The sequence below is a fragment of the Spirosoma liriopis genome (assembly GCF_023196085.1).
In the GTDB taxonomy this organism is placed as follows: Bacteria; Bacteroidota; Bacteroidia; order Cytophagales; family Spirosomataceae; genus Spirosoma; species Spirosoma oryzicola.
In genome coordinates, this window is sequence record NZ_JALPRF010000003.1 from 1,042,176 (window position 1) to 1,064,037 (window position 21,862).

General features: G+C 50.5%; 19 protein-coding genes. 8 read left to right on the plus strand and 11 right to left on the minus strand.

Annotated elements, in window-relative coordinates; all coding sequences use genetic code 11:
* Positions 1–20: 20 nt before the first annotated feature.
* The 4 genes from M0L20_RS21305 to M0L20_RS21320 all read right to left on the minus strand — a co-directional run bounded on the left by M0L20_RS21305 (position 21) and on the right by M0L20_RS21320 (position 4,969).
* Positions 21–1,733 carry a GMC oxidoreductase gene (locus M0L20_RS21305; protein WP_248478931.1) on the minus strand — a complete coding sequence of 571 codons (1,713 nt, stop codon included), beginning with the start codon at positions 1,731–1,733 and terminating at the stop codon, positions 21–23.
* Between the two features lie 75 nt (positions 1,734–1,808).
* Positions 1,809–2,330 (minus strand): gluconate 2-dehydrogenase subunit 3 family protein, encoded by a 522-nt coding sequence (locus tag M0L20_RS21310; protein WP_248479166.1) that lies wholly within the window; start codon positions 2,328–2,330, stop codon positions 1,809–1,811.
* Between the two features lie 180 nt (positions 2,331–2,510).
* A complete protein-coding gene (locus tag M0L20_RS21315) occupies positions 2,511–3,167 on the minus strand; it encodes a DUF4142 domain-containing protein (protein ID WP_248478932.1) in 657 nt (218 codons plus the stop codon).
* 245 nt (positions 3,168–3,412) lie between these two features.
* Positions 3,413–4,969 carry a serine hydrolase gene (locus M0L20_RS21320; protein ID WP_248478933.1) on the minus strand — a complete coding sequence of 519 codons (1,557 nt, stop codon included), beginning with the start codon at positions 4,967–4,969 and terminating at the stop codon, positions 3,413–3,415.
* 202 nt (positions 4,970–5,171) lie between these two features.
* Here M0L20_RS21320 and M0L20_RS21325 point away from each other — a divergent pair, with 202 nt between their 5' ends.
* The 7 genes from M0L20_RS21325 (at position 5,172) to M0L20_RS21355 (ending at position 14,213) form a co-directional block, all read left to right on the plus strand.
* Positions 5,172–6,659, plus strand: a complete 1,488-nt coding sequence (locus M0L20_RS21325; RefSeq protein ID WP_248478935.1) for a M28 family peptidase — start codon at positions 5,172–5,174, stop codon at positions 6,657–6,659.
* 324 nt (positions 6,660–6,983) lie between these two features.
* Positions 6,984–8,156: a serine hydrolase domain-containing protein gene (locus M0L20_RS21330; RefSeq protein ID WP_248478937.1), complete on the plus strand. Its 1,173-nt coding sequence runs from the start codon at positions 6,984–6,986 to the stop codon at positions 8,154–8,156.
* 180 nt (positions 8,157–8,336) lie between these two features.
* Positions 8,337–11,012, plus strand: coding sequence for an MGH1-like glycoside hydrolase domain-containing protein (locus M0L20_RS21335; RefSeq protein WP_232558623.1), 2,676 nt, complete (start codon positions 8,337–8,339; stop codon positions 11,010–11,012).
* A gap of 131 nt (positions 11,013–11,143) precedes the next feature.
* Positions 11,144–11,704, plus strand: a complete 561-nt coding sequence (locus tag M0L20_RS21340; RefSeq protein WP_248478939.1) for a GNAT family N-acetyltransferase — start codon at positions 11,144–11,146, stop codon at positions 11,702–11,704.
* A 140-nt stretch (positions 11,705–11,844) separates the two neighbouring features.
* Positions 11,845–12,393 (plus strand): L-threonylcarbamoyladenylate synthase, encoded by a 549-nt coding sequence (locus tag M0L20_RS21345; RefSeq protein WP_248478941.1) that lies wholly within the window; start codon positions 11,845–11,847, stop codon positions 12,391–12,393.
* An 87-nt stretch (positions 12,394–12,480) separates the two neighbouring features.
* Positions 12,481–13,998 carry a CCA tRNA nucleotidyltransferase gene (locus M0L20_RS21350; RefSeq protein ID WP_248478943.1) on the plus strand — a complete coding sequence of 506 codons (1,518 nt, stop codon included), beginning with the start codon at positions 12,481–12,483 and terminating at the stop codon, positions 13,996–13,998.
* A gap of 8 nt (positions 13,999–14,006) precedes the next feature.
* On the plus strand, positions 14,007–14,213 hold the full coding sequence (locus M0L20_RS21355; protein ID WP_232558627.1) for a hypothetical protein: 207 nt from the start codon (positions 14,007–14,009) through the stop codon (positions 14,211–14,213).
* A gap of 51 nt (positions 14,214–14,264) precedes the next feature.
* On the opposite strand, the gene M0L20_RS21360 is transcribed toward M0L20_RS21355, so the two are convergent.
* The 7 genes from M0L20_RS21360 to M0L20_RS21390 form a co-directional block, all read right to left on the minus strand.
* Entirely contained in the window at positions 14,265–15,080 is an 816-nt protein-coding gene (locus M0L20_RS21360) for a M23 family metallopeptidase (protein WP_425276907.1), read from the minus strand.
* A 161-nt stretch (positions 15,081–15,241) separates the two neighbouring features.
* Positions 15,242–15,913, minus strand: a complete 672-nt coding sequence (gene porG, locus M0L20_RS21365) for a type IX secretion system protein PorG (RefSeq protein ID WP_248478945.1) — start codon at positions 15,911–15,913, stop codon at positions 15,242–15,244.
* Between the two features lie 3 nt (positions 15,914–15,916).
* The gene (locus M0L20_RS21370) at positions 15,917–16,939 is read right to left on the minus strand and encodes a DUF6089 family protein (RefSeq protein WP_248478947.1); all 1,023 of its coding nucleotides are present in this window, start codon (positions 16,937–16,939) and stop codon (positions 15,917–15,919) included.
* Between the two features lie 165 nt (positions 16,940–17,104).
* On the minus strand, positions 17,105–17,980 hold the full coding sequence (locus tag M0L20_RS21375) for an NAD kinase (protein WP_232558630.1): 876 nt from the start codon (positions 17,978–17,980) through the stop codon (positions 17,105–17,107).
* Positions 17,981–18,065: 85 nt separating this feature from the next.
* A complete protein-coding gene (locus M0L20_RS21380) occupies positions 18,066–18,734 on the minus strand; it encodes a CBS domain-containing protein (protein ID WP_232558631.1) in 669 nt (222 codons plus the stop codon).
* A gap of 158 nt (positions 18,735–18,892) precedes the next feature.
* Positions 18,893–19,687 (minus strand): alpha/beta fold hydrolase, encoded by a 795-nt coding sequence (locus M0L20_RS21385; protein WP_248478949.1) that lies wholly within the window; start codon positions 19,685–19,687, stop codon positions 18,893–18,895.
* A 13-nt stretch (positions 19,688–19,700) separates the two neighbouring features.
* On the minus strand, positions 19,701–20,315 hold the full coding sequence (locus tag M0L20_RS21390) for an anthranilate synthase component II (RefSeq protein WP_248478951.1): 615 nt from the start codon (positions 20,313–20,315) through the stop codon (positions 19,701–19,703).
* Positions 20,316–20,535: 220 nt separating this feature from the next.
* On the opposite strand from M0L20_RS21390, the gene M0L20_RS21395 reads away from it, so the two are divergent.
* Positions 20,536–21,861, plus strand: coding sequence for an NAD(P)/FAD-dependent oxidoreductase (locus tag M0L20_RS21395; protein ID WP_248478953.1), 1,326 nt, complete (start codon positions 20,536–20,538; stop codon positions 21,859–21,861).
* The last annotated feature ends 1 nt before the right edge of the window (position 21,862 follow it).

Here is a 21,862-nt window from a genome sequence, read left to right on the forward strand (position 1 = left end):
TTACACGTTAACGACTCCTTCTACACTAAGCCTTTTTTCATGGCTTTCACTGCGTAATCGACCGAACGGGCGCTCATCGCCATGTAGGTCAGCGATGGGTTTTGCGTCGAGGTTGAGGTCATGCTCGAACCGTCGGTTACGAACACGTTCTTGACGGCGTGGAGCTGATTCCACTTGTTGAGCATCGACGTTTTAGGATCTTTACCCATCCGAACGCCACCCATTTCGTGGATATCCAGTCCTGGATTCCGGCGGTCGTCGCGCACCCGGATATTGGTGAAACCAGCCGCCGTAAACATTTCGGTCATCTGCTCCTGATAATCTTTGACCATTTTGTCATCGTTATCGTCGTAAGCAATCGAGATTTTTAGCTGCGGAATACCAAACGGATCTTTTTGATTGGCGTCGAGCGCAACGTAGTTCGTTTCTTTCGGAATCGTTTCGCCCATCATGTGCGAACCCACGGACCAACCGCCCAATTCAGGATTGAGCAGGCTTTGCTTTAAGTCGGCTCCAATACCATCCTGGTTTGAGCGCGAAACACGATTGGCAGAGAACCCAGCCGCGTAACCCCGCAGAAAGTCGGTCTCCTGCTTGTAGACGTTACGGAAACGTGGAATATACGGACCGTTTGGGCGACGACCATCGGTGGTCGAATCGAGGTTGCCGTCGTATTGCGCTGAAATACCGGCCCGGTAGTTGTGGAAAGCAACGTATTTACCCAGTACACCGCTGTCGTTACCTAATCCGTTCGGAAAACGATGCGAGGTTGAGTTCAGCAGAACCAGGTTTGAGTTCAACGCTGCCGCATTCAGGAAAATAATGCGGGCATAAAACTCCTGCATCTGCTTCGTGTTGGCATCAATGATCCGAACGCCAGTTGCCCGCCCCTTCTGCTCATCGTAAATAATCGAATGAACAACCGAGTCTGGGCGCAGGGTCATTTTACCGGTTCTGGCAGCCCAGGGGATCGTTGATGAATTGCTGCTGAAATAACCACCAAACGGACAGCCACGCTCACAAATGGTCCGGTGCTGACACTGTGCCCGACCTTGTTGCAAATGAATCGGCTGAGGCTTGGTAATATGGGCCGCCCGACCCATAATTACGTGACGATCTTTGTAACGACCCGCTACTTTCTGCTGGAAATGCTTTTCCACACAGTTCCATTCGTGGGGCGGCAGAAACTCGCCATCGGGTAGCGTAGCGAGCCCGTCTTTATTACCGGTAATCCCCGCAAAGCGTTCGACGTAGCTGTACCAGGGCGCCAGATCGGCGTAACGAATGGGCCAGTCAACCGCAAAACCGTCACGAGCCGGACCTTCAAAATCGAAGTCGCTCCACCGTTGTGTTTGCCGCGCCCACATCAGTGACTTCCCGCCTACTTGATAGCCCCGAATCCAGTCGAACGGCTTCTCCTGAATGTACGGGTGTTCGGCGTCTTTCACGAAAAACTGCTGCGTCCCTTCGTAAAAAGCATAGCACTTGCTAATGATCGGATTGGCATCCTTTACCTCTTTGGTTAGCTGCCCCCGGTGTTCAAACTCCCAAGGCTGCGTCATGGTCGTTGGGTAATCGGTCACGTGCCGAACATCCCGACCCCGTTCCAGGACAAGCGTACGAAGCCCTTTACCGGTAAGTTCTTTAGCGGCCCAGCCCCCACTGATACCCGACCCAATTACGATCGCGTCGTAGGTGTTCTGTGCTTTAGCGTCAATATTCAGATTTGCCATGTTGAAAGTATGCTGATGGAACAGACTTACGGTTCAGCTAGCTACGTCCGTACAGTCAGTACCACAAACGACGGATTATTTAGTCGGAGTTTGTGAAATCGCCTTGGTTGGTACAGGAACACAACCGTAGTAGTGGCCGGGGATAAACTGGTAGTGAGTCAGGTTGGTCATGACATACTCCGAGTTCAAGTATCCCCGAATGGTCATGCCTTTCACCATCGAATAGAAGTCTTTCTGCGCGGGTAGCGTGGATTGCGAAAACTGGGTCAGCAGCGCCGTACGCTGCGTTGCATCGCCCTCCCGAAACGGTTTACCGAATGTCTTCTGCGCTTGTTCGTCTACCGCCGTCAACCCATTCAGGAACGTTTCCTGCGCGGGCTTATCGTAGCAATCAGCTACAATCTTTTGGATAAACTGATGCACATTCAGGGCTTTGGCGCTTGGGGTATCGGTAACCGGGATGATGGTTTCGACAATCTGGGCGAGTAAGTCGTCCTGACTGGACGAAAGAAATTTGCTGGTTAACTGAACAGTTTCGGAGTTCCAGCTATTGGCCCAGGCTGGCAGGCTGATGAGAGCCCCGGCGGCCATTGCCATTGATTTAAGCGCACTACGTCTTTCCACAGCAGGTTGTTATCGGTTCAATTTACTCTTCCAAAGATACAAAATCTAGTAGACTAAAGCGGTACAACTACCTCGTAAAACACAAAAAACCGGGCAACAAATTTTGTCGCCCGGTCTCTTTACCGTGTATTTATACGGAATAGAGTCGCTTGTTTACTTCGATCCCATACCGCTGCTACCAGCCATCTTATTAAGCACTTCTTTCGACACTTTCAGGTGCGTTTTAACCAGTGGGTGAGCCGCTTTGGCAACATCCTTCAACGCTGGGTCCGACGCATTCGATTTAACCATCGACATCACTTTATCCAGCTTTTCGTGACCGTTCACACCGCTCTCCTGTACATACATCCGGTCTAGCTCCATGCCCGACATGCCTTGCATTTTAGCCACCATCGCCTGCGTTTCAGCATCGGGTTCCGACGGTAACGTTACGCCTTTCGCACTGGCAATTTCCTTTAGCTTGGCCGACAGTCCGGTTTGTTCGTCAACCTCAGCCTGCGCCAGTTCGCGCACTTCGTTGTTGCTTGTTTTTTGCAGGGCGGCTTTGCTTACTTCCAGTTGCATCATACCCCCTTTGGCAACCTGCATCATCAGATCCTGATCGGCACTAGATAATTTGGCGTTACCCGCACTGATGGCGCTTACAGCCGCGGCTCCTTTTTTGTTCTGACGATCGAACTCCGACTTACTTTCTTTACCGACCATGTTGGTCGATCCGGTGTTCGTCATACCACTGTTTTGCTGAGCCAGCGAGAGACTTGTCACTGACAAAACCGTCAGGAATCCAAGAGCGAGTGATTTAGTTTTCATAGCGTTATTGAGTTGAAAAAAATATTAATTACCCACCCCTAACGGATTGAATAAATCTACTGTTTATAAAAAACTCTAAAATCTATAGAGTATTTTGAGATAAGCCCCGTAGCCTCATAAACGCGACCAAGATTGAACAAAATAGGCCTTAAAACGACCAAAACGCACTATTTACCGAAGCGATGAATAACGCGTTTCAGCTATCGACCGATCAACAACGCCTTCAGTCACCAATATGATTCTGGTCACTTGCCGCCAGCCAGTCCCTTGCCAGATACATCGGGCTGTTTTTCCAGTTCGGCACCATTCCAATTTAAGCGAGCCACTCGTCCCTGGCTGTTCAGTACAAAGCTGACGGGATCATGCCCATTCCAGAATTGGTCATAAGCTAACCGGAAAGTATCAAAATGCCAGTGAGCGAGCGTTCCCGTCATGACGTTATTTATTGAAACATGAAGCTTACTATCCTTTATCGTTACGGTTGCGTTTCCGTACAGTGGACTATTGTAGCTCCCCATATAAGCCGTCAGCGGAAGTGACGGATTTGTGTTGCGAACCCGCGTGCTATCGGCTTTCCGCTCGGCAGCTTTTGCCCGTTGCCGGATACCGCCGTAGAGTTGTCGAAACTCAGTGCTCCAGTCGTGGGATACCCCTAGCGCAAACTCGTCGAAAGCCCTGTACATAATTGCATGACGCAGTTCGGTATGATCAAGGTTTCCCTGCACGTATACAGCTAGCTTATGATCGGGCAATTGCGCGTGAATAGCGATCATACCAGTCAGGCTACCCGTATGAAGATTAATTCGATGCCCTCGGTAATCGTGTTGAAACCAGCCCAGGCCGTAAGTCTTCCAAACTGGTTTGGTCAGCTGCTGAGTCGGATAAAACTGGCTGTCGGTCACCAACGTTTGTGGTTTCAATAACTCGGCCCAGGTTGTCGGTTTCAACAGCGTTTTTCCCTCATATCGACCACTGTCCAGCATACATTGCATCCAGGCGGCTATATCATCCGGACACGTCCACGCCGAACCCGCTGGCCCAATGGCATCGACTAATTCCTCTTCCGTCCGGCTATCGACCAATCGAATGGTATCATTGATCTGAATGTGCGGCCTGGCCCGGTTCGCATCGGTTACCTGCCGGACCAGGGCCTGTGTACGGCGCATGTTGAGTGGTTCGAAAATTCGCTTGTGGATAAAGGTTTCCCATGGCATGCCACTTACTTTTTCCACCACTTTTCCGGCAGCCAGATACATGATGTTCTGGTAAATAAAACCCGACCGGAATGAATACACGGGTTTAACAAAGCGCATTCGGTGTAGAATTTCGTCGGACGGAATCTGCATGGCTGTCCACAGATAATCCGCATTACCGACGCCCGTGTTGTGAATGAGCAGATCGCGCACCCGCAGTTCACGGGTTACTGCCGGATCATACAGTTGAAAATCCGGCAGGTAATTGATGACCGGATCGTCCCAGCGAAGTTTACCTTCGTCAACCAACATACCCAGACAGGCAGCCGTCATAGCTTTAGTGGTCGAAGCCATCGCGAAAAGCGTTTCTGTATTTACCGGCTCGGTTTTACCTGCTTCGCGAACACCATACCCTTTCTTAAACAAAACCCGACCGTCTTTGACAACCGTCACAGTGAGCCCAGGCACCTGCCAGTCGCGAACGGCCTGTTGTACGTAGCGATCGAAGCGCACTGTGGGATCAACCGAAGTCTTTCTGGACTGAGCAACAAGAGCATGTTGAGGTACGTTTCCGAGAATAACCAATAAAAAAAGGTACAAAGTCCGCATGGCTTATTATTTATTTGGCCAATATACCATTTTGTTGCCTCGCGTAATGAGCAGAGTTACAAGATTTTGTGTCATCTAACCAACTAATTCTATACGGTATCAAGCTTGTACCGACGCACAGGGTATTTTGTCACCGCGTAAATTTGCTTTCACCCAATCATCAACGTATACCGAAACAATGATTTATTTAAACTACAGACGAATGCAGTACTTATTCGCCGGTGTAGCTACGCTTATAGCGCTCTCCGTCCCGACGAGTAGCTTCGCTCAGTCAAAAGCCGGTGCTGTCAAGTCTGCCAATGCTGCTTCGGCCATCAAGGAAAGCGACATCAAACGCGACTTGTTTGCCTTGGCCGGTGATCACTTCAGGGGCCGCGAAGGAGGTTCGCTGGACGAGTTGAAAGCGTCCGTCTGGATTGCGGACCAGCTTCGGGCAATGGGTCTCCAACCCGCTGGTGACGACGGTACTTTTTTCCAGTTCTTTCATATTCAGCGTACCCGCATCACCGAAACCAGCCGGCTGAATATAGGCGCTCATCAGCTCGTACACGGACAGGATGCCTTTATTCTGGCTCCGGCCATTGCCTCCGTCGATGCCCCACTGGTGTTTGTCGGTAAAGGTACACCCGAAGAACTGGCAAAAGTCGATGTAAAAGGCAAAGCCGTAGCGCTGGAATTTTCGGGAACGCCCCCATCGGAGTTGAGCTACCGCCGGTTTCTGTTCGGTACCATGAGCCGCCGGGCCGCCGAACTCGTGAAAGCGGGAGCGCTGGCCGTTATCTGGGTTTCGGATAAAGCTGCTCAATTCTACTTCGACAACTGGACGACTGGTCTCGAACGGGGACGGTACGATCTACCCGGTGGTCCGAATACGCGCGTCTTTTCGCAAGCGCCAACCCTGTGGCTTCCTTCCAGCGCTTTGGAATGGATTAAACAACCCGGCCAGCAGTTTACCAACATCGTAAACGTCGAAAGCTTCAACTATCCGTCGGTCAACATCGTCGCTAAAGTACCCGGAACGGACCCGAAGCTTAAAGATGAATACGTGTTGTTCAGCACCCACCAGGATCACGACGGCGTTCGCCGGGCGATTGCTGGTGACTCGATCTGGAACGGAGCCGACGATAATGCGAGCGGTTGTGTGGCGACGATGGCGATTGGTCGGGCGTTTGCGCAACAGCCCGGCAAGCGGTCGGCGTTGTTTGTTTTTCACGGTGCCGAAGAACGAGGACTGCTCGGCTCTCGCTACTACGTTGGAAAACCAACCGTTCCTAAAGGTTCTATCGTGGCCGTATTAAACGCCGAGATGATTGGCCGCAACGCACCCGATAGTGCCTGTATTCTGGGCCAGCAACCTCCGCATCGCAACTCAACGGATCTGGTCAACGCGGCTCTGGCGGTCAATCAGGCCGATGCGCATTTCAAACTGGATACGCTGTGGGATAAGCCCGAACATCCCGAAGGCTGGTATTTCCGAAGCGATCACCTGCCCTACGCCCGTGCCAACGTACCGGCCATTGCGTTCACAACGCTGCTTCACAAGGACTACCATACACCCAAAGATGAGCCAGACCGCATCAACACGGCCAAAGTAACCCGGATTGCCCGCTGGATTTACCTTACTGGCTGGGATGTTGCCAACCGCCCGCAAAGTGTGCGGGTAGACGAAGGGTTTAAGTTAGAGCGCTAAAGCAAGACGTGTGGTACTATAAAAGCAGAACGGCGTAACCCAGAAAGTTACGCCGTTCTGCTTTTATGCTTTTCCTGCTCACCAGCGAATCAGCATGATCAATTATGCCGCATGTCTACCATGAACGCCATCAACATTGACGGATCAATGACCGGCTACTCGTCAGTTAAAAAATAAGCTACTCAAGAAAGTGTTGGAGTTGGCAAAGAAGCCGTCGCTTAAATAACGATAAGATGATCAGATCTTCTTTAAATAACCTAATTTGGGACTTCGTTTTTTACCGGAACGGTGTTACAGACAATCACTCACTTTAGTTGACGCGCGATGCTGCTTTTTTACCGGAAACTTATCCTATATACGTTGACGCTGGCCACTCTGACGGCCTGCCATCGACAACCTTCCTCATCAACGATCTATTTCCCGGCCAAAGGCAACAACTGGACCCACGTTTCCCCTGAGAAAGCGGGTATGGACCCAACGTTGTTGAATGAGGCTGTCGCATTCGCCAAGACGCAGGAAACCACGCAGATGACGCCCAACTTCTCAACGCAGGAAGAAATTTTCGGTAAGCTACTCGGCCCAATGCCCAGCAGCCGGGCGGCTACGAATGGGATTGTACTGCGGCACGGCTACATCGTGGCCGAATGGGGCGACACGCAACGGCCCGATCCGACCTATAGCGTAGCCAAAAGCGTTTTGTCGACCGTAACGGGTATCACCGTCGATCGCGGTATGATTCCGAATGTGCATGACCCAGTCGCTACGCTTATTCGCGATGGCGGCTACGATTCGGATCAAAACAAAGCGATTACCTGGGAGCATCACCTACAACAAACCAGCGAGTGGGAAGGCAGCCTGTGGGGTAAAAACAGTGATTTTGTCGGAAAAGAAGCGTTTGGAAAAGGAGAACGTAAGCCTCGTACGCTTCAGAAACCCGGCTCCTATTATGAGTACAATGACGTACGGATCAATCGACTGGCGTTGTCGCTGCTGCGTTTGTGGAAGAAACCCATTCCCGACGTTGTACGCGACGAGATTATGAACCCGATTGGCGCGTCGGACACCTGGCGTTATATCACCTACCCGACTGCTGTCGCCGATGTCGATGGTAAATCAATGCCTTCGGTTAGTGGCGGTACCCGCTGGGGTGGTGGCTTGTGGATCAACACCCGCGACGAAGCCCGGTTTGGTTATCTCTTTTTACGGCAGGGTCGTTGGGGCAACCGTCAGATCGTTTCGTCTGATTGGGTAAAGCGGGCGACTTCGCCGAGCCCTGTTGGCCCGGATTACGGCTACTTATGGTGGCTCAACACAGGCACCAGCTCGACGGGCAAGAAAGTCTGGCCCGACGCCCCGACCACTAGTTTCGCGGCTCTGGGTGCAGGGTCAAACACCATCTGGGTAGATCCTGAGCACGATATTGTCATCGTCTGGCGATGGCACAACGGCAGTCCGAATGAATTGATTAAACGTGTACTAGCCGCCGTTAAAGAATAAATCCGTGCCAATAGGCTTGCTTTTTCGGCTGAATCCGTTGCAAGTATACAGTAAAAACATACCGTCTAGTCAACTAGTTAACCAACGGGTATAGTTCTTAGTTGTCTTTAATGTAGTGACACAGTTTAGCACTATTTTTGACTCTATCAAACTACCAGATCTCACCTACCGTACAGCACAATGCCAACAGCAGAACGCGAACGAATTTACGAACGAGCCGATAACAAAGGCTGGAAAAAGTGGGGACCTTATCTTTCCGAACGGGCCTGGGGAAGCGTCCGCGAAGATTATAGCCCTTACGGTGACGCATGGAACTACGTCACGCACGACATGGCACGCTCCCGCGCTTACCGATGGGGAGAAGAAGGGATCGGTGGCTTTTCAGATAACAAAGGTCATATCTGCTTCTCACTTGCCTTCTGGAATCACAAAGATAACATCATCAAAGAAAGACTCTTTGGCCTGTCGGGACCGGAGGGGAACCATGGTGAGGACGTAAAGGAGCTGTATTATTATCTGGATAGTACGCCCACGCACTCATACATGAAAATGCTGTACAAGTATCCGCAGCAGGAATTTCCATATAACCGTCTCGTTATCGAAACATCGCGCCGGGGAAGGCACGACCCGGAGTTCGAATTGCTGGACACCGGGATTTTCGACCGGGATGAGTACTTCGATATCTTTATTGAATACGCCAAAGCCGATCAGAACGACTGGCTTGTGACCGTAACCGCACATAACCGTTCGGCGCAGACGGCCCCGCTTACGCTGCTACCCACGATATGGTTTCGCAATACCTGGGCCTGGGGCTATGAGCAGTACAATGCTCGGCCAATGCTCAACGGCATTGGCAATAAGCAGATTGAGGTCAATCATAAGCAGTTAGGGAAGTATAAACTCTACTGCGAGGATGCCGACGCCCTGCTGTTTTGCGACAATGACACGAATACCGACCGGCTCTATGGACGACCGAACGTGGCGAAGTACCCAAAAGATGCCATCAACAACTTCATTGTCTCCGGCGGTAAAAAGAGCTTCATCAATCCGAATCAGATTGGTACTAAAGCGTCGGCGCAATACACCCGGCAGATTCCGGCAGGTGGTAGCGTTACCATACGCTTACGATTCAGTGACCAAACGCTTCTCAGCCAGCCTTTCGGCGATTTCGACGAAATATGGAATAAACGGCTGCAAGAAGCTGATGCTTTTTACGGTGAGTTACAAAAAAACGTAACCGATCCCGAACTGCTGTCTATTCAGCGGCAAGCCTACGCGGGTATGCTCTGGAACAAGCAGTTCTATTATTACAACGTCAACGAGTGGCTCAAAGGGGACCCAAAAATGCCTGTTCCTTTTCAGGGACGCGTCTACGCGCGCAACGAAGGCTGGCGGCATATGTACACGGCCAACATCCTGTCGATGCCCGACAAATGGGAATACCCGTGGTTTGCCGCCTGGGATCTGGCGTTCCATACCCTGACGCTGGCCCGACTTGATCCGCATTTTGCCAAGCGACAACTGGCTGTTATTCTGCGGGAGTATTACATGCACCCGAACGGTCAGATTCCGGCTTACGAGTGGAATTTTGGGGACGTAAACCCACCTGTCCACGCCTGGGCAACCTGGAAAGTATACGAAATCGACCGCGACCTCAATGGTGTGGGCGATGTGGGTTTTCTGGAACGGGTTTTCCATAAACTGCTGCTCAATTTTACGTGGTGGGTCAACCGGAAAGACGTAGCAGGAAATAACATCTTCGGTGGTGGCTTCCTTGGGCTGGATAACATTGGGGTATTCGACCGCTCACAACCGCTACCGATGGGCGGTCGCATCGAACAAGCCGACGGTACTGGCTGGATGGCAATGTATACGCTTAACATGCTGCGGATTGCCTGCGAAATTTCCTTGACCCGTCCTTCCTATCAGGACATGGCCAGTAAGTTTTTCGAGCACTTCCTGCACATTGCCTCAGCGATGAACAACCTGGGCAAGCAAAATATAAGCCTGTGGGATGAAGTCGATCAGTTCTATTACGACGTGCTGCACACGCCTGACCAGAATGCCCGACTGCTTAAAATCCGCTCGATGGTCGGCTTGATTCCTTTGTTTGCCGTTGAGATTCTGGATGAAGAATTACTGTCTAAACTGCCTGATTTCAAACGGCGTGTCGAATGGGTCTTGACGAACCGACCTGATCTGGCGTCGCTTATTTCACGTTGGCACGAGCCGGGCAAAGGCGAAACGCACCTGCTGAGTTTGCTGCGCGGACACCGGATGAAAATGATTCTCAAACGGATGTTCGATGAAACTGAGTTTTTATCCGACTACGGTATCCGTGCCCTCTCGAAGTATCACGAACAAACTCCTTATCAGTTTGAGTTGAACAGCGAGATATTCCAGGTACGCTACGTTCCGGCTGAGTCTGAAATGAGTATGTTCGGCGGTAATTCCAACTGGCGGGGACCAATCTGGTTTCCGGTGAATTTTCTGCTGGTCGATGCGTTGCTGAAGTTTTATCAGTACTACGGCGATGACTTTGAGATCGAGTACCCAACCAATTCGGGACAGGTCATGAGCATTAAGGAAGCGACCGTACTGCTCACGGAACGGCTGATCAACATTTTCCGTCGAGGTGCAGATGGTCGGGTTCCGGCTTATGGGTATGACGAAAAAATGCAGCACGATAAGAATTTCCAGGGGCTTTACTTATTCTACGAGTATTTCCACGGCGACTTGGGGGCGGGCCTGGGGGCCAACCACCAGACCGGCTGGACAGGGTTGGTAGCTGACCTGATCGAATACTGGTACAAGTATCAACCGGAAAATGCCTTGACGGAAACCATTGATAAATAGCAAATATCCTTAGACAGCCGGGCGAACCCGGCTGTTCTTTGTTTACGACACACCAATAAATAAGTTCATCGTAGGCATTCAGGGCTATCCTTATCAACTTTGCGGAAAATCGTCATTTGAGTTGCTTGCTTATGTCTCCCCTTATCACCACCCGGTTGGCCTTATTACCCATTGATCTTCCGACTTACGATGCACTTTTTGCGGGCTCAGACAAGCTGAGTCAGCATCTGGGCATTCGTGTTCCGGAGATTCTCAGCGAATTCGGCATGGACGGTTTTGAGTATACTTATACCAAACTGGCAGCGGATCAGAGCGAAGGTCCCTGGTGGCTTTATTTGTTTATTCACCGTGCCGATCAGGCGTTAATTGGTGTTGGCGGTTATAAAGGCAAGCCCGACGAAGCGGGTATGGTCGAGATTGGCTACGAAATCTACCCTCATTACCGGGGGCAAGGTCTGGCGACCGAAACCGCTCAGGGCCTGATCGACTGGGCTTTTGACCAGCCCGCCGTGACCATTGTTCAGGCGCACACCCTTGCCGAGATGAGTCCATCGGTGCGGGTGCTGGAAAAATGCGGCATGACATTTAATGATGCCTTCGACGATCCCAACGATGGCGCGGTATGGCAATGGCAGCTCAAACGATCTTACCGAGATCGGGCATATATGGCTCTGCGCGCCCATCGTAAGTAACGCAGTAGTTACGGCAACCAACATACTTAAGAAGCATTCTGCTCTGCGTAATTACTATGATAATCGTTCGATCCAGGCTTTACAGCAAGTTCATAATGCTACTTTTCTAAACTTGCTGTATTTTTGCGGGTTAATTTACCATGACTACAAGCATCCGCGATATAGCTTACCAACTTCGGCAGAGCCAGCTCATAGCTCTGGCCGACGAAACGGGCTGGTCTGTAGCAGCCGATCCGACCAGCGACACAGCCGTTGCGCAACTGCTGACCCTTCGGCCACTTATGCCCACTGGTTTGCGGCCAACCGTTGTTATCCAGAACACGGATCAGCTGGGGTTATATGTTGCTAAAGTACCGGACATCGCCTATGACCTGGTTGAGTTTGCGGAAAATCCGCTGACGATCGTGTACGATCAGGGAAAGAACGTGTCAGCCCAGCTTTGGTCAACGGGAGAACCGGCATCACCAGCGGGCGAAATTGCCGTCCGGCGATCATTGAGCGCCGATGTGCAGCGACTTATTGGAAGTTTTGGCCGTGGCTTGTTAACGGTTCCGTTCGAGTCGCTAAGACTGCCAGCCGAAGCGGAGGCCATTGGGAAGGAGCACTTTGGTACACTACCGGCGATGCCCCGCAAACCACGGATCATGCGGCTTGGTATCAATGGCGAAGTAAGTTTTATTAGAAAGTAGGGTTAGTTTTCAACGTATAGGTTCTCGCAGTTTGCTACTATACCTGGCTGTTTGCAGACCGTATACCGAAGACTGAATACCAGTATTATGAATTTCAGTGACACGTTACATAAAAATCCGGTCTTTGCCATCGTCGCCCGCGAGGCCGAATTACTCGGCGTTCAGGCGTATGTCATCGGTGGGTTTGTCCGCGATCTGATCCTGCAACGACCGTCAAAAGATATTGACGTCGTTTGCATTGGTAGCGGTATTGCCTTGGCTGAAGCCGTTGGAAGAACCCTGAAAACGAAAGTATCGGTGTTCCCCAACTTTGGTACCGCCATGTTACGGGCCGCTTCCGACGAAGATCGTGATGGTGGCGCCGATTGGGAAGTTGAATTTGTGGGGGCCCGCAAAGAATCGTACCGAAGCGATTCGCGGAAGCCAATTGTCGAAGATGGGACCCTTGAAGACGATCAGAATCGGCGAGATTTTACAATCAACGCGATGGGTATTAGTCTGAACGCCGGCAACTTTGGCGAATTAATTGATCCCTTCGATGGCCTGAAAGACCTCAAACGCAAGATAATTCGCACACCACTCGATCCGGACATTACGTTTTCTGACGATCCCCTTCGGATGATGCGGGCCATTCGCTTTGCCGCCCAGCTCAATTTTGACATTGAGCCAGACACGTTCGATGCCATTGTACGCATGAACGAGCGAATCAGCATTGTGTCGCGTGAGCGAATTACCGACGAGTTAAACAAAATTGTTCTGGCATCGACCCCTTCGTACGGCTTCAAATTATTGTACCACGCGGGTTTGCTGGACCGTATTTTCCCTGAACTGGTCGCGCTGAAAGGCGTTGAAACAATCGAAGGAAAGGGTCACAAGGATAATTTTTACCACACGCTCCAGGTTCTCGACAACATCGCTAACCGAACCGACCAATCAGCTACGTTACGGAATAACGAACTTTGGCTTCGTTGGGCGGCACTCCTGCACGATATCGCCAAACCCGCAACCAAGCGGTTTGACGCCAAAGTCGGTTGGACCTTTCATGGGCACGAAGATATGGGTGCGCGGTGGGTACCGGGTATATTTCGTACGATGAAATTACCGCTTAATGAGCACATGCGTTTTGTGCAAAAGCTCGTTCGCCTTCATCTACGCCCCATTGCTCTCACCAAAGAACAAATCACCGACTCGGCCCTACGACGACTTTTGGTTGATGCGGGTAACGACCTCGACGGTTTGATGGCGCTGTGCCGGGCCGATATTACATCGAAAAATTACGAGAAAGTCCAGAAGCACCTACGCAACTTTGACCGGGTTGAGCGCAAACTTCATGATCTTGAAGAGCGGGATAAACTCCGCAATTTTCAGCCGGTTATTACGGGGGAGCTGATCATGGAAGCGTTCAATATCCCCCCATCGAAAGAAGTGGGTGAAATTAAAACGATCATTCGAGAAGCCATCCTGGATGGAATGGTAAAAAACGAACTGGAAGCAGCGTTTCGGCTACTGGTTGAGGAAGGAAATAAGCGCGGGATGAACGTCGTAAAAAAACTGTCCGAGCTAACTCTCAGTCCGGCAATAACTGAAGATGAAAAACCTGTATAATTGAAAAAATGGAGAACAAAACAAACTTTCGCCGTTTCTTCGGCGCATCGCTTACCATTCTGGGTGTAGTCGTTATTCTTTTTGCCTTGATTGCGTTCCTGTCTGACAACAGACCCGTTCTGGGCCTTTCCGTCTCGAAAGGAGAAGCTGCGGCTCCATTCATCGTCGGTATGATTTTCCTTGTCACCGGTGTGAACCTCGTTCGCGAATCGTAACGGCGCTCGTAGAATAGCGCATCGTGGGAACAGCCTGTATCTGGAGTTACATCACTTCGACAGCTTAGCCGTCAGGAGCCACGGGTACGTGTTCAACGGGAGTGGCAGGCCGCTCGGTTGAATCTGAAGGTACATGAGATGCAGGTGAGTCGGCGAACGGGTTTTGTAGGCGTTAAAGCCGGAGCGGCCCATCTCACCCAGTTTTTGACCAGCCTGCACCCATTGCCCGGGTGCTATCTCTACCTTGTTGTTGTGGGCGTAGTAAAACAAGCCGTGTAAGATCGGATCATAGACCCAGATCCAGTTTCCACCCCGATATTCAGAGCCGGGATGCCAATCGGTTTCGACAGCCAACACAAGCCCACTGGTCATTGCCAGAATATCGACTGGCTTTCCGGTTCGGTCATCGACAGTATCCTGATTTCGGTCGACGATGAAAATATCCTGAGCCGGATGACTGCCGCGCACATTGTGGTCGAACAAGTCAAAACCTGTTGCCCGGTAGCCCTCCCCGTGTGTACCGCCAATAGCGCTGGTTGTGTAGCCCCGAATAGGAAACGAAAAGTACGTTCCTGTCCGGCGCAGACTATCGCGCTGTAAGCTATCGGAAGGGATGGTTTCCGAGCTACGGAAACGTTCCTGCAAGCCCTTCATGATGGCGCTAAACTGTTGCCGGGCTGAATCGGGTGTTATACTCTGCTCCCGGATCTTCGTATAAAGCGTCTGGTATTGCTGGCAGTACTTGTAGAGAGTAGGTTCATCTGAATTGCTGGTAACAACTTGCGACGATGCCACGTTAATCCCGCCTACCAGCAAAGCAGCCATCACACCCACTATCCGCATGAACAAAGTAATATCGATCTTCACTAACTCATTTTTCCGTTACGTCCCCAAAAATACGCAAAGTCGGGCTTATGCGTATCGTATCCTTTCACGAACGGGAGAGACTATAACAAAAAAATCTAGAAGCGGCTACTCGTTTGCGCAGAGCGACGAAGTTTCGGCTCGCCAAATCGGTGTTTATCCGCTTACGGGCAGACAATTTTGTAGAACGTATAACTGACTGTTATTGCGGTATAGGTGTAGCTGTCTTTCAAAGCCGGATTACCCTGGGCAATCTTATTTGTTGTTACGCCAAAAGTTCGTTCGCCTAAGCCGTCCAGGTAATCGTTGTTGGTAAACCGCGTACCAAATTCCAGCCCAATGCTCCAGGGGCGCTTTATTTCGTACTTGACGCCTATCCCAAGCGGAAAGTTTAACAGTGCCCGCGCTTTGACAACGGCGTTCGTGTAGCTGTAAAGACCTACCCCACCAAACACGTAAGGTGTCCAGTTTTTCACTTTAGGTAGCAGCTTATAGTTCAGAAAATTGTATTGCAAATCAACCGTTGCTTCGCTGGTTCTGCTTCTGAATGAATAATTACGTGCCTGCTGAAACGGATCATTACTGTAATGATCTTCGGCCTGATAGCCACCGACTGCCAGTCCGGCCCGTATTGAAAACGAGCGCGTCGCATTATAACGGAAAAACATGTTAGCCGCTGGCCGGTAAAAGCGTGGATTCAGCCGCGTTGATACGTCGCCTTTGTAAAGCATACCACCCAGCCCTCCGCCGATTTCAATTTTTTGGGCCTGCGCACTAAAACTGATAAAAAGCCCGACTATAAACAGCCGGGCTATAATGATGTGTCGTTTGCTCACAGTCTATTTGATGGGTGGACACTTGATTTTTCCCGGAATGATGTAATGGATCTGAAAGCTAGTCAATAAATAACCATCCTTCAAGAATCCCAAAATATTGCTGGACGACCCACGAACGGGGTTATTCAAAGCATTCACCACGTCTTGCTGGCTCTGTCCTCCAGCTTGGTACAAACTTTCGAGTATAGCATAACGATCAGGAGCATCTTTTTTACGGGCAGCAAATCGCTGTTGCCGCCGATCGGCCATTATCGAGGCCACGCCGGTTAATGCGTCAGGGCTGGCATAAGGACCTCCCACATCGTCCAGATAATCGCTGAAGGTGTAGCGATAGCCAATTTCGAAGCCAAGATCGAAATCCTGATTAAGCTTATAGCGTAAACCTACCCCGACCGGAATGGCGACCGTAACGAGGCTATACGGTTTTTCGTAACCGGGTTGACCCTGGCCCTCGGTATGAAGGGGTTGCAGCTTCACCCATTTTTGAGCCTCATAAGATCCATTATCAGGAGCAACCGGTGTCCGGGCTTCGGGGCTGTGGGCCACCAAGGCTATTCCCCCGAAAAGATAAGGAGATAACTTAGCCCGAACGCTGGAGTTACGGCCGTCGGCCACAAAATTGTAAATACCCGAGATCGCAAATTCTTTCAGATCATTCCGAAAATGCAAGTTACGCGCGTATTGTACCAGATTCTCGTTGCTTCTTTCTATTCGTCCTTTATTGAACGTGTAATCGTCACCTGCAATTCGAGCCCAGGTAAATGAAGCCCGCGCAGCAAAATGAGGGGTAAACTGACGCGTATAGCCTAGCCCTACGTTCCAACGCGGCATGATGTAGGTAGCTCTCAGAAATTGCCGGTAACCCGCCAAATCGCCGTAGTAATGGGAAGAGCCGACACCAAAACTAACCGACGAATAAGGTAAAAATCGAGTGTTTGGTCGCCGTTGAGCCTGACTGTCTGACAAGCTGCTGATAAAAAGCAGACCTGCCAGAGCACTCGCTGCCAGATAATGGTATCGCTTCATGTGGGTAAGTTTCGTGAATCAACCGGGCTGTTGGCCCGAAGGTCAGCCATTTCCGAAACGGCTGTCACACTAATTTTATTGGAAAATAAGACCGAAAAATATATTATGGTCTGCAAAGAGAGTGCCAAGAATGAGGGTAGCTCCCCTGCAGACAGGCTACTTTCTCTAATTTCTGATATCCCAGCCCCAATTTAATTTGCTGCGGAGCGTATTGAGGAAATTATCATCACTGAGCTTGACCAAACGCGCTTTGAACGCTTCTTTCTGCACGCTGATTCGGGCCGATACATCAACGGTAAACGAACGGGAATCCAGAGCTGCCAGGAAATTACCGCTCCGGCTTTCGACCTCAAAGGCAAGCTGACAGCTATCCATCACAATCATCGGTCGGACATTGAGATTGTGCGGACTGATCGGCGTAATGATGAAATTGTTGGTTTGGGGCAGTAGAACCGGCCCTCCACAACTGAGCGAGTAACCCGTGGAGCCAGAAGGCGTGGACACAATGATACCATCGGCCCAGTAGGAGTTCAGAAACTCACCGTCCAGATAGGTATGAACCGTTATCATGGACGAAGTTTGTGTGCGTGTGATCGTAAAATCGTTGAGCCCAAACGGAAGATTCCCGAAAATATCCGGATTCGACCGAACACCGACTAAAGAACGCTCGTCAATGCTGTATTGCTCGTTGAAAAGCGCATCGATCATTAAGCGGATGGAAGGCGGAGCTACCGTTGCGAGAAAGCCAAGTCGACCAATATTGATACCAACGATTGGGATTTGCTGAGGCCCTACGTGCGTGACTGCGTCCAGCAACGTTCCATCCCCTCCCAGGCTAAAAATAAAGTCAGCATCAGCAATACCCTGCTCAGTCTGGTAGACGGCTTCACTGTTATGTGCTACAGCGGCACCGTCTAAAAATTCGCGGTATACTTCGGAGAGAACAACTTCGACCTGACGTTTGGCCAGCTCATCGAACATGGACTGAATATAGGGCCGAGCTTTCTCGGGAAAGTTGCGTCCGTGAATGGCAATTTTCATGAAAGAGTGTCACCGGGTCGCCGGTGCGGTTTTCGGTTTTCAGTGTTTGACTCTATCAACTAACTGAAAACCGAAAACGTTGGAACTATGTATTAAGAAAACGGAGTAACGAATCGAGTCGCTCCTGATCGATGCTTTCGACCGGAGCGTTGGCAAAGGCTGCTTCAATATGGTAACCAAAGCGCTCCAGCGTCGATATAACCGGGGTAATATCGCGCCGATTGAGCTTGAGCGTCAGACGAGAGCGATCCGGCATACCGTAGGCAGCACTGGAAAAATAGCTACTGATAATTTTAACGTTATTCGACTCGACTAACCGACTCACTTCGGCCATTGAGTAGTCGCGCTCATGAAGCGTTAGAATCAGGATTGCCCCCGGCTCCTGAACACCGAGTTCCTGGGCAAACTGTTTCAGCAGTTCGTTGGCAGAGATCGTCCCTGCAAACTCCCGCCCTTCGTTCACAACCGCCACGACCTCCATACGATTTTGAATAATCAGTCCCATAATTTCATACAGGTGCTGATCTTCATTGACGTAGATCTGCTCAAACAAGCGCATCACGCTGCTCAGCGGTTGATCGCTGTCGGGCACATCCATCAGTAATTCTTCACTAACCACACCTCGGTAATCACCCTGATCAGTCAGTACGAGTTGCCCGATGCGGTGCTCCTGCATCCAATCCAGCGCCTGCCCAACCGAGTCAGTCGGCTTAAGCGCTGGAAGCATCGGGTCTATGAGTTCGGCAGCCAGCATACGAAATGAAATTAAAGGAAACTGTATGGCAGAAAACTACGGAAATTAAACCATAGTTTCCAAAACTTAGCGAAAAACAGCGTCTATATTTGGCCGAGAGTCGGCAGTTTCTGCGTCAACGGGACCAAATCAATAGCAGCAGCACTACCCAAATGTCGCTACGATAAATTACCAACCGACAGATGCTCGCTAAAGATCGGGTGTCTTTCAAGCCAATCGTCCAGCAGTTCGTTGAATCGGTATGGATGTTCCATCATCGGCGCGTGGCAGCATCGGTCGATAAAATGCAATTCCGAGTCAGCGATCAGGCGGTTGAATTCATACCCTACTTCAGCCGGTGTAATGGTGTCGTTCAACCCCCAAACCAGTAAAGTCGGCACTTTTATTTTATACAAATCTTTAGCCACGTTGTTGCGCTGAGCCGATTTCGCAATACCAACAATACTCATGCACTTTGGAATACTGCTGGTAATCTCGAATACCTCATCGATCAGTTCTTTCGACGCTACCTTCGGGTCGTAGAAGGTGTACGCTACCCGTTCGGCAATGTAGTCGTAGCTACCCCGCTTGGGAAACGAACCGCCCATCCCGTTTTCGAACAGGCCCGAGCTGCCCGTAAGTACCAGCCGCTGTACATGGTCGGGATGCTTGAAGCTATACAACAAAGCCAGGTGACCACCGAGCGAATTGCCCAGCAAGGTAAGATCAGTGAGTTGCTTATGGTCAACAAATTTTTCGATGAATGCTACGAGGCCCTCTAAACTGGCCTGACGCAAGGGCATTTCGTAAATAGGCATCAACGGTATCACCACCCGATATCGGTTCGAAAAACCACTAATGACGCCATCCCAGTTACTCAAGGCCCCAAAGAGACCGTGTAACAACAGTAATACTTCTCCCTGACCTTCGTCTACGTATCGAAAACCTGCTTCTTCCCGAATCTGATAGCTCATACGACAGCCTTAATTAGTGCAGTGCCCCGACCGCAGCCGAGATTTCCCGCTTTGTTGTACTAAATCTTAAAAAATTAACCCAATTCGACAAAATAGATACACCGAATTCTGTTAAAGCCGCTTCCGGATGAAATTGAACACCCCACACGGGCAATGTCTGATGCCGTAACGCCATTACCTCCTCCTGTTCCGTAACCGCCGTGCAGACAAGGCTGTCGGGCAAGTCGCGGAGCAGCAACGAATGATACCGCGTAACGTTGAAGCGCCGGGGAACATTTTGAAACAAATAATCCTGCGCCTGCACCCGAATGGCTGACACTTTCCCGTGCATCGGTCGATCCGCTGGAACGACAGTAGCCCCGAAAAATTCGCCGATGGCCTGATGCCCAAGACAAACGCCGAGCATCGGTAGCTGCTGGTGATAATAAGCAATCACTTCCATCAACCGACCCGCCTGCCGGGGTGTACCTGGACCGGGTGACAACACCACGCCGTCAACCGACCGTCTGGTTAGTCTGTTCATCGACTCGTCGTTTCGCACCACATGACAAACGGCCCCAGCCTGTTGCAGGTAGTCTACCAGCATGTACGTGAACGAATCGAAGTTATCGACTATTAACAGATTCATACCTGTATAACACAATCGGCTGCGACAAAATTAATAGTTTCTAAAAAAAAGTATCAACCACTTTCTATTACCAATTGATTATCAAGTTATTAATTTTTAATAATCTTCTAATTATTCAATATTTCTAAAAAAAATACCAGATAATTAAGCGTACTTACACGGTATCGGTGATCAGAAAGGCTAATTTTGGCGTTTATTCGGTTGATTAAACGTACTACACATGCCTACGAATTCGCCCAATCAGTCGGTCAACCCAGTTTCTTCGTCCAACCCGTCTTCTGCGTCAACGGACTATCCAGTACTTATTGTCGGTGCGGGCGTAGCGGGTTTAACCTGCGCCGTTTATCTGAAGCAGGCGGGTATTCAGGCGTTACTTGTTGAAGCAACCGACGGCATAGGCGGGCGTGTGAGAACGGATCGTGTGGACGGATTTCAGCTTGATCGGGGTTTTCAGATTTTTCTGACGGCGTATCCCGAAGCCCAGCGTCTCCTGAATTATTCGGACCTGAATTTACAAACGTTTCGGTCAGGGGCGCTCATCCACGACCAGGACGAATGGATCAAACTTCTTAACCCGTTTAAAGAACCTTTATCGACGTTTCAAACACTGGCCTCGTCGGTGGGTACGGTTAGCGATAAGCTGCTTATTGTCGAGTTGATTCGACGCACGCAAAGCCTGTCCGTTGGTGAGTTGTTTCAGCAAACGCCCACGACCACGCTGGCCTTTTTGCGCAGCATGGGTTTTTCAAACCAAATCATCGAGCGTTTTTTCCGGCCATTTTTTGGGGGCGTTTTTCTGGAAGACGCGCTTACCACTTCGAGCAATTTCTTTGAATTTTGTTTCCGTATGTTTTTTACGGGCGATGCCGCCGTACCCGCAAAAGGGATTGGTGCGATTGCCCGCCAGCTAGCAAACCGATTAGCTCCGGATCAGATCAGGCTCAACAGTCCCGTGTTACGAATTGATGGTAACTCGGTGCAGTTGACCAATGGTGACACCCTCAACGCAGAAACGGTCGTTTTGGCGGTCGATGCGGCTCAGGCGGCTTCTTTACTGGGCCGCCCCGCACCAACCGAGCAAGCCTTCAATCATACGACTTGTACATACTTCGCCACCGATTCGGAATTGCCCGCTGTAGCGAAACAAAAATTGCTGTTGTTGAACCCGCAGCGTAGTTCAACGGTACATAATGTGGCTATTATAAGCGACGTTGCACCTGATTACGCGCCAGCCGGTCAAACACTTGTCTCGGTTAGCACGCAGGGGCTGGCAACGATTAATGCAACAGCATTGACCGAACGGATTCGACAGGAGCTAACTGGCTGGTTCGATAACACGGTAACGAATTGGCGTCATCTACGCACCTACCACATTCCCCAGGCGCTACCGGCTTACCCACCCGATCGGGCGGGTACCGAGTCGATTCACGAACTGCTGCGGTTAGCCGATAATGTATACCAATGTGGCGACCATACGGCCTATCCTTCCCTGAACGGAGCTATGCAGACGGGCCGACTCGTTGCCGAAATGATTCGAAAACAGTAGT

What these genes read in the sequence shown, in the direction of transcription:
- M0L20_RS21305 (WP_248478931.1), bottom strand. Translation starts at nt 1,733, where the DNA reads ATGGCAAATCTGAATATTGACGCTAAAGCACAGAACACCTACGACGCG.
- M0L20_RS21310 (WP_248479166.1), bottom strand. Translation starts at nt 2,330, where the DNA reads ATGGCAATGGCCGCCGGGGCTCTCATCAGCCTGCCAGCCTGGGCCAAT.
- M0L20_RS21315 (WP_248478932.1), bottom strand. Translation starts at nt 3,167, where the DNA reads ATGAAAACTAAATCACTCGCTCTTGGATTCCTGACGGTTTTGTCAGTG.
- M0L20_RS21320 (WP_248478933.1), bottom strand. Translation starts at nt 4,969, where the DNA reads ATGCGGACTTTGTACCTTTTTTTATTGGTTATTCTCGGAAACGTACCT.
- M0L20_RS21325 (WP_248478935.1), top strand. Translation starts at nt 5,172, where the DNA reads ATGCAGTACTTATTCGCCGGTGTAGCTACGCTTATAGCGCTCTCCGTC.
- M0L20_RS21330 (WP_248478937.1), top strand. Translation starts at nt 6,984, where the DNA reads ATGCTGCTTTTTTACCGGAAACTTATCCTATATACGTTGACGCTGGCC.
- M0L20_RS21335 (WP_232558623.1), top strand. Translation starts at nt 8,337, where the DNA reads ATGCCAACAGCAGAACGCGAACGAATTTACGAACGAGCCGATAACAAA.
- M0L20_RS21340 (WP_248478939.1), top strand. Translation starts at nt 11,144, where the DNA reads ATGTCTCCCCTTATCACCACCCGGTTGGCCTTATTACCCATTGATCTT.
- M0L20_RS21345 (WP_248478941.1), top strand. Translation starts at nt 11,845, where the DNA reads ATGACTACAAGCATCCGCGATATAGCTTACCAACTTCGGCAGAGCCAG.
- M0L20_RS21350 (WP_248478943.1), top strand. Translation starts at nt 12,481, where the DNA reads ATGAATTTCAGTGACACGTTACATAAAAATCCGGTCTTTGCCATCGTC.
- M0L20_RS21355 (WP_232558627.1), top strand. Translation starts at nt 14,007, where the DNA reads ATGGAGAACAAAACAAACTTTCGCCGTTTCTTCGGCGCATCGCTTACC.
- M0L20_RS21370 (WP_248478947.1), bottom strand. Translation starts at nt 16,939, where the DNA reads ATGAAGCGATACCATTATCTGGCAGCGAGTGCTCTGGCAGGTCTGCTT.
- M0L20_RS21375 (WP_232558630.1), bottom strand. Translation starts at nt 17,980, where the DNA reads ATGAAAATTGCCATTCACGGACGCAACTTTCCCGAGAAAGCTCGGCCC.
- M0L20_RS21380 (WP_232558631.1), bottom strand. Translation starts at nt 18,734, where the DNA reads ATGCTGGCTGCCGAACTCATAGACCCGATGCTTCCAGCGCTTAAGCCG.
- M0L20_RS21385 (WP_248478949.1), bottom strand. Translation starts at nt 19,687, where the DNA reads ATGAGCTATCAGATTCGGGAAGAAGCAGGTTTTCGATACGTAGACGAA.
- M0L20_RS21390 (WP_248478951.1), bottom strand. Translation starts at nt 20,315, where the DNA reads ATGAATCTGTTAATAGTCGATAACTTCGATTCGTTCACGTACATGCTG.
- M0L20_RS21395 (WP_248478953.1), top strand. Translation starts at nt 20,536, where the DNA reads ATGCCTACGAATTCGCCCAATCAGTCGGTCAACCCAGTTTCTTCGTCC.